The sequence below is a fragment of the Pseudoalteromonas maris genome (assembly GCF_049257235.1).
GTDB lineage: Bacteria > Pseudomonadota > Gammaproteobacteria > Enterobacterales > Alteromonadaceae > Pseudoalteromonas.
On record NZ_JBMMUF010000019.1, the window covers coordinates 1 to 5,309 of the forward strand.

At 42.3% G+C, this 5,309-nt stretch carries 6 protein-coding genes; 3 read left to right on the plus strand and 3 right to left on the minus strand.

Translation table 11 applies throughout. The features are described 5' to 3' along the window. Window positions 1–315: 315 nt before the first annotated feature. From AAEU32_RS15740 to rph, 3 genes are all read right to left on the minus strand, one after another. Window positions 316–486, minus strand: a complete 171-nt coding sequence (locus AAEU32_RS15740; RefSeq protein ID WP_421971484.1) for a diacylglycerol kinase — start codon at window positions 484–486, stop codon at window positions 316–318. 143 nt (window positions 487–629) lie between these two features. Further along, complete coding sequence (gene pyrE, locus AAEU32_RS15745) at window positions 630–1,274, minus strand: orotate phosphoribosyltransferase (protein WP_421971485.1); 645 nt, start codon at window positions 1,272–1,274, stop codon at window positions 630–632. 24 nt (window positions 1,275–1,298) lie between these two features. After that, window positions 1,299–2,012 (minus strand): ribonuclease PH, encoded by a 714-nt coding sequence (gene rph, locus AAEU32_RS15750; RefSeq protein ID WP_421971486.1) that lies wholly within the window; start codon window positions 2,010–2,012, stop codon window positions 1,299–1,301. A 170-nt stretch (window positions 2,013–2,182) separates the two neighbouring features. Here rph and AAEU32_RS15755 point away from each other — a divergent pair, with 170 nt between their 5' ends. From AAEU32_RS15755 to AAEU32_RS15765, 3 genes are all read left to right on the plus strand, one after another. After that, window positions 2,183–3,043, plus strand: coding sequence for a YicC/YloC family endoribonuclease (locus AAEU32_RS15755; RefSeq protein ID WP_421971487.1), 861 nt, complete (start codon window positions 2,183–2,185; stop codon window positions 3,041–3,043). Between the two features lie 183 nt (window positions 3,044–3,226). Then, a complete protein-coding gene (locus AAEU32_RS15760; protein ID WP_421971488.1) occupies window positions 3,227–4,420 on the plus strand; it encodes a tyrosine-type recombinase/integrase in 1,194 nt (397 codons plus the stop codon). A gap of 4 nt (window positions 4,421–4,424) precedes the next feature. Next, complete coding sequence (locus AAEU32_RS15765) at window positions 4,425–4,622, plus strand: hypothetical protein (protein WP_347391990.1); 198 nt, start codon at window positions 4,425–4,427, stop codon at window positions 4,620–4,622. The last annotated feature ends 687 nt before the right edge of the window (window positions 4,623–5,309 follow it).

Sequence of the window (5,309 nt, forward strand, 5' to 3'; positions counted from 1 at the left end):
CACTTAATTTTGAGAAAGTTTAAAGTTTCTTAAAACTCAGTTTTACTTGACTCAACCAACTCGTCGTATCGCTTGTTTGTAAGCAGTCCGCCGTGTCGGTGGATGCGCATTATAGGGAGAAACGTTTTCGACGCAACCCCTTTTTTAAAGAAAATTGCTAAAAATGGATCGTTTGCACAAATTACACACAAAAGGCATTAAAAAAGACCATTTATTCGTCAGTATATGGTCTTTATATGCGATTTAACTATGTGCTGGGTTATAAAATCACCTTTGCATTTTGGTAAATATTCACGACCCACACAATCGTAGCTATTAATAATGGCAAAGTAACTGTTGTCGATATCCGCCTGAGAGTGCCTGTATTGCTGATTTCACTAATTCAACAATAAGAACCAATAGCAATACACTGATTAATGCAGCCCAATGCAACATACCTTTGGCTACAATAAAAGATAAAGGAAATAAGATGAGGGCCAATAGCAATTCTTGGCGAAATGCGGCTTCTTCTTTAATTGCGGCTTTTAACCGTTGAAATTTACAACCTAGAGCCAGGACTAAACGTCCCCTCCTAATAGAACTATTCGTTGCGCATAAAAAAGCCCCTGTCGAAGGGGCTATTTATAGGATTAGGCTACACCGTATTGGTCGCGATAAGCTTTAACCGCGCTGAGGTGCTCATCCATCCCACCTTTTTGTTCAAGGTAAGTGATAAGATCAGCAAGCTTAACGATAGACACTACCTGTGTATTGAAGTCACGTTCAACTTCTTGAATTGCAGATAATTCAGCTTTACCTTTTTCTTGACGATCGAGGGCAATAAGTACGCCCGAAAGATCTGCACCGTTAGCAGCGATGATTTCCATTGATTCGCGAATCGCAGTACCAGCAGTGATCACATCATCAACAAGCATCACTTTACCTTTTAGCTCCGAACCTACAAGGTTGCCGCCCTCACCATGATCTTTCTTTTCTTTACGATTAAAGCAATACGGCACATCTTTGTTGTGATGGTCTGCCAGCGCTACTGCGGTAGTCGTTGCAATAGGGATGCCTTTATAAGCAGGACCAAATAGCAAGTCGTATTCAATCGCTGCATCTTCTAGTGCAGCGGCATAGAAGCGACCGAGCTTGGCTAGGTCTTTACCTGTGTTGAACAAACCAGCGTTGAAGAAGTATGGGCTTGTACGGCCTGACTTAAGCGTGAACTCGCCGAACTTTAAAACCTGCTTTTCAAGTGCGAACTCAATAAACTGCTTCTGATATTCTTTCATTACTATGCTCTGTTTAATTAAAGGTTAAGCTAATGCTTGCTTTTGGATATCGACGATTTCGCGAATAGAGTGCTTAGCAAGACTCAACATCTGCTCTAACTCTTCAAACGAGAATGGCTCACCCTCTGCGGTACCCTGCACTTCAATGATTTTGCCCGTTTCAGTCAAGATCACGTTCATATCAGTTTCTGCATCTGAATCTTCTAGGTACTCCAAATCAGTAATTGGTTCACCTTTATAGATACCTACAGAAATTGCTGCAATCATATGCTTAAGAGGATTTGTGTTGATCATCCCTTTTGTGCGCATATACGTAAGCGCATCAACCAGTGCCACACACGCACCACTGATAGAAGCAGTGCGAGTACCGCCATCAGCTTGGATAACATCACAATCGATAGTGATAGTGTTTTCACCTAGGGCCTTCAAGTCAACTGCTGCACGAAGTGCTCGCGCGATTAGACGTTGGATCTCCATGGTGCGTCCACCTTGCTTACCACGCGCGGCCTCTCGGTCATTACGAGTGTGGGTTGAACGTGGCAACATGCCATATTCTGCGGTTACCCAGCCTTTGCCTTGGCCCTTCATAAAGCGTGGCACACCTGAAACAACACTCGCCGTACATAAAACCTTGGTGTTTCCAAACTCAACTAACACCGAGCCTTCTGCATGCATGGTGTATTGGCGAGTAAAGGTCACTGGGCGAATCTGATTAGGTGTTCTTTCACTTGGACGCATTCACTATCCCCTTAAATAAAAAATTTCGTACATTATATGTGTTAGCCCGCCTCTATGCCACGGCACTTTTAGGAAAATGCCGCTTTTTGGGGCGAAAATTCCGCTAGAGCTCATATTTTGTTAAGGTATAATCATCTTTGTTAAGTCCACTCAATTTTAGGAAATCATTCATGATCCACAGCATGACCGCGTACGCTCGCCAAGAAGTTAAAGGCGAATGGGGAACAGGCACATGGGAAATTCGCTCTGTAAACCAACGTTACCTTGAAACTTTTATTCGTGCTCCAGAGCAATTTCGTGGTTTAGAACCTGTGATCCGTGAACGTCTTCGCAAGAACCTGCAACGCGGTAAGGTAGAAGTGTTCCTTAAGTTTGCGGCAAATCCTGCACATGTAGGAGAGTTGAGCATTAATGAATCTCTCGCGTCTCAGTTAGTAAAGAGCGCACAATGGGTTCAAGCACAAAGCCAAGGCGACATTAACCCTGTAGATATTCTGCGCTGGCCCGGTGTAATGGAAGCTCAGGAAATGGATATGGACGCTGTTCAAGGCGAACTGTTAGTCGGCCTAGATTCAGCCATTGAAGAATTTAAAATCGCACGAGCCAGTGAAGGTGAAAACCTTGAGCAAATGATAAGCACACGCCTTGATGCCATCTTAGAGCAAGTAAGTATTGTTGAGGCTCACATGCCTGAAGTTATAAAATGGCAACGCGAGAAACTATCGCAAAAGTTAGAAGAGCTTCAAGCTGAAATTGATGAAAACCGCCTTGAGCAAGAACTTATATACCTAGCCCAAAAACAAGATGTGGCAGAAGAATTAGATCGCCTTAAATCACATGTTAAAGAAACACATAAAATCCTTAAAAAAGGTGGCGCATGTGGCCGCCGCTTAGACTTCATGATGCAAGAGTTTAATCGTGAAGCGAATACCTTAGCGTCAAAATCAATTAACACAGAAGTAACCAATGCTGCTGTTGAGTTAAAAGTGCTAATTGAGCAAATGCGCGAGCAAATTCAAAATATAGAATAATATCCATTAGAGTCCAAACACCTCCGCCAGAGCCCAGTAATACTGGGCTTTTGTGTTTTTGGCGCCCAAGTTACTGAGTCTAAATTGGAGCCAAAAATAGCAAAAAGTGGTAGTGCGAGTGGTAGTTCGCTCGCTCAAGTCACCAATGTCGTCCAAATACCCCTACAAATTTGGAGGATATAAATGTTAACTGAAACCATACTCAAATCTATCATCAAAAAGGCAGAGCCGACTCGAGGAATTGCAGATAAAGATGGCCTATTTTTCTCATTCACCAAAGCGGGCTATGCGAGTTTTAATTTCCGTTATCAAATTAACGGAAAACGGTCGGTGATCGCTATTGGCCCCTACCCAACCATTTCGCTAAAAGAAGCGAGACAAAAAGTCTTATTGTTTCGCCACCAGCTTGCAAACGATATTGATCCAGCTATGGAAAAGCGAAAAGCTGAGTTTCATGCACGTAATACCTTAAATGCAGTCTTTGAACATTACTTTGAAACAATCATTGAATCTCGTTATGCGCATGCAGAGCGATTAAAGAGGTTGTATGAAATGAATTTGCAGCGGCCATTAGGTAATCGTTCAATTACTGAGATAAACGGCTTGGAAATATCCGATGTACTGCAAAGGATCAAAAAAGGCACACGAACAAAAGCACCGAGACCTTCGATAGCAAATAAATCGCTTTATTTATTGAAAGCATTATTTAAACATGCTATTAAGCTCGACTTAATTCGCCACAACCTAGCCCTGTCCTTCACGGCAATGGACGCAGGCGGTGAAGAAAGACCAAAGGATACCTATTTAAACGAAAAACAAATCAGAGAGTTTTTCGACATAGCCGGCGCAGCAGGCACTGCTTTTAGTAGAGACAACTACCTAGCAACCTGCTTACTGTTTTGTACAGCAACTAGAAAGATGGAGCTGTTAGGCGCTAAGTGGGAAGAATTCGACTTTGACGAGTTGCTGTGGACAATACCTGCTGAACGTACAAAACCACGTCGAGAGTTCTTAGTTCCGCTGACACCACAAGTTGTAGTTTGGCTTGATGAGCTAAAAATCAGAGCCTGTGGCAGCGATTATGTGTTTCCGGCGAGAAAGCAAAGCCGTATACCTCATGTCTATCACGACACGTTGAACCACGCTTTCAAAGCTCTGAACCTACCATTTGCATTAGCACCTCATGATATTCGCCGAACAACAAGGACATTATTGGCAAAACTAGGCGTTTCGGATCAGGTCGCTGAAATATGCTTAAATCACAAGCTCCCTAAAATGCAGCACATCTATAACAAGTACTCTTTCTTGCCAGAAAAACGAGAGGCTCTGCTGATGTTATCGCAAGCATTTTGTAAATGTTTACCTCGCAAGGAGTAATGATATGAAACGTTTAACCGATAAGAGGCTTGTTGAAACAATCCAAGACTTAAAACACTGGGATGGTTATCCGCCGACCACTGAGTATATTGTCCAAGCTTTTCCGATGCTTGAAGAGCGAACTGTTAAGTGTGCATTGCTTAGAGCCCATAATAGAGGAAAGATCAGAAAACAAGGTAAGCGCTGGTATTCATGCACTTAAGTGAATGCTAGATGCTAGTTTCATTAGCTAGCTGATGCTTTTCGCAAAGCATCTGTTAGCTCAATTTGGGTAAAATACTCAGAGTAGCTTCAAATCAGATCACATACCGATGTGTGTGTAACTCTAATATTTAGTGCTCTCTGTAATTTCACAACTCTTAATGTAAGTACAAGAGATACACTTTTTTGATACCCCCTCTCTATCCCTTGAATTATTTGGGCTACGCGAATTCAAGCTTTTTTTATTTCCCTTGACCTCCCAACAATCCTCTTCCCGCGCACACTTCTGACTGTCACTGTCAGAATTTAGTACAACGCCAAATAGGTATACGTTTCTGGCTTCCAAGAAAACTAATGATGGAAATCGCTTTGAAAATTAAGAAACGCATAGAACGAGCGAAAAAAGTACTAAAACAACTTCAACTTGAAAAAGGTGATACGTTCAAGTTAACCAAAATTGAAGGGACATTGTCGATGAAGTCTTCCGAGGGCCTTTTGACTGCAGTCTTTCGTAAGCAAGTAAAGAGAAAACGTATATATAAATCACTGGGGGTATTAAATTACAACTGATCTTCCCCTGAAACTCTAGACACCTAGCTTGCTGATTTATACCTAGTTTCAAACTCTTCAGGGGACTGATGGCCAAGGTGGCTGTGCAGTCGAACTCGATTGTAAAATACTTCAATAT

What these genes read in the sequence shown, in the direction of transcription:
- rph (WP_421971486.1), bottom strand. Translation starts at nt 2,012, where the DNA reads ATGCGTCCAAGTGAAAGAACACCTAATCAGATTCGCCCAGTGACCTTT.
- AAEU32_RS15755 (WP_421971487.1), top strand. Translation starts at nt 2,183, where the DNA reads ATGATCCACAGCATGACCGCGTACGCTCGCCAAGAAGTTAAAGGCGAA.
- AAEU32_RS15760 (WP_421971488.1), top strand. Translation starts at nt 3,227, where the DNA reads ATGTTAACTGAAACCATACTCAAATCTATCATCAAAAAGGCAGAGCCG.
- AAEU32_RS15765 (WP_347391990.1), top strand. Translation starts at nt 4,425, where the DNA reads ATGAAACGTTTAACCGATAAGAGGCTTGTTGAAACAATCCAAGACTTA.
- pyrE (WP_421971485.1), bottom strand. Translation starts at nt 1,274, where the DNA reads ATGAAAGAATATCAGAAGCAGTTTATTGAGTTCGCACTTGAAAAGCAG.